Below are 1,916 nucleotides of genomic sequence, written 5' to 3'. Positions count from 1 at the left end.
CCTGCCTGGGAATTTGCGGAAATGCTCCGGTCATGATGATCAATGACGATGTTTATGGCGATCTAAATGATGAGAAGATCGAAAAGATCATCAAATCGATTCTGGGAGGACAACGATGAAATTTTATCGCAATCAGGTTCTTTTAAGTATCGACAATCCATCCCTGCAAGAGAATTATCTAATAATTGATTCATTTTTGCGACAGGAATTAGCAAAGCAAAATTTAGATGATGAGATCAATGTCCTGGATAAAGGTTCTCTCGGCTTTGCCGGAACCGGGGTGAGCATGATGATCTATCCGGAACAAGTTACTTATATAAACATTACAAAAGCGGATATTCCTGAAATTGTCAGAGAGCATTTTATCAAAGGTCTTCAAGTTAATAGATTATTGATGGAAGAAGCTATAAAACCATTCAAGAGAGCAGAAAAGCGAAGAATAGTTTTGGAAAATTCCGGTATTATCGATCCTGAAAATATTGATGAATATCTTGCAGTCGGCGGATATGAAGCCTGGGAAAAAGCTCTGATGGAAATGGAACCGACTCAAATTGTGGATGAAGTTAGAGATGCTGTTTTACGGGGAAGAGGAGGAGCAGGATTCCCGGCAGGCGTTAAATGGAATTTTACCGAGATTCTTAAAGGTATTCAGAAATATTTTGTGATAAATGCTGACGAAGGAGAACCGGGAACATTTAAAGATCGATTAATAATGGAAGGAGATCCTCATAAATTGCTTGAAGGATTGATAATAGCTTCTTATGCAGTGGGAGCGACAAAAGCTTTTATTTATATTCGGGGGGAATATAAGCTGTGTATTGCTCGTTTGCAGAAAGCAATCGATCAAGCTCGTGAATATGGATTGATCGGAAAGAATATTTTCGGGAAAGGATTTGATCTTGAAATAGAAATAAAAATCGGAGCAGGTGCTTATGTTTGCGGAGAAGAAACCGCTCTTATCGAATCAATCGAAGGGAAAAGAGGAAATCCCAGATTCAAACCGCCTTTTCCGGGAGTGAAGGGAATCTGGCAGAAACCGACTGTGGTTAATAATGTGGAAACAATTGCTAACATTCCTTCGATAATAAAAAAGGGAGCGAAATGGTTTAAATCTTTTGGGACCGATGATTGTCCCGGCAGTAAAATCTTTACGATTCTCGGAGATGTGACCAATCCCGGTTTGTGCGAGGTCGATCTCGGAACATCTTTACGAACTGTGATCAATGAATATGGCGGCGGAATGAAGGATGGTAAAAAATTTAAAGCAGCTCTTATCGGGGGAGCAGCCGGAGTTTTCCTAAATGAAGAACATCTCGATGTTGCTCTTTGCCGAAAAAACTTACATGAACACGGTGCTGTTCTCGGTTCCGGAGCGATCCTGGTAATGAATGAAGAAGCGAGTATTGTAGATATAATGTATTCTGTGATCAAATTTTTCCGACATGAGTCCTGCGGGAAATGTTCTCCCTGCAGATTGGGAAATGAGCAGTTATATCAATTAATAAGCAAGATCAGGTTTGGGAAAGGAAAAGCAGGAGATTTAGAGAAAATGGTCTCCATTTCCGAAGCAATGCAGAAAACTTCTTTCTGTGCTTTGGGACAATCTCCTGTAATGTCCATTAAGAGTGCGTTTAAATATTTCAAACCGGAATTCGAGAGAGTATTGAATTAGCAACATCATTACCAATTCCCTGATTGGTAATGAAAAAGACCTTACGATAGTCAAGGAACGATTTAAAATCCTGAAACTCTTTCATATATTCCAAACAGGATTAGACTTCCGTGATGGTCGGGAAATGAAAGATAACCATTGCGAAGGTTCAGCAAGAAGAATTCCTCTTTTTGCAACCATTCGCAAGGTTTTCCTCGTTCCCAAACTCCGGTTTGGGAACGCAAGGGAATAAAAACTCTGTTTT

2 protein-coding genes are annotated in these 1,916 nt (G+C 39.8%); both read left to right on the top strand.

Going from position 1 to position 1,916, the window contains the following annotated elements:
* Positions 1–119, top strand: a 119-nt coding sequence (locus tag ENL20_07615) for an NADH-quinone oxidoreductase subunit E (GenBank protein HHE38427.1), incomplete at its 5' end; no start/stop codon positions are given.
* Positions 116–1,672, top strand: a complete 1,557-nt coding sequence (nuoF, locus tag ENL20_07610) for an NADH-quinone oxidoreductase subunit NuoF (protein HHE38426.1) — start codon at positions 116–118, stop codon at positions 1,670–1,672. The genes ENL20_07615 and nuoF, both read left to right, overlap by 4 nt.
* Positions 1,673–1,916: the final 244 nt, after the last annotated feature.

It is taken from the genome of Candidatus Cloacimonadota bacterium (assembly GCA_011372345.1).
In the GTDB taxonomy this organism is placed as follows: domain Bacteria; phylum Cloacimonadota; class Cloacimonadia; order Cloacimonadales; family TCS61; genus DRTC01.
This window is presented reverse-complemented; position numbering and strand designations above follow the sequence as displayed.

Bases quoted from the DNA above. Each gene is read 5' to 3' on its own strand.
- nuoF (HHE38426.1), top strand. From the start codon at position 116: ATGAAATTTTATCGCAATCAGGTTCTTTTAAGTATCGACAATCCATCC.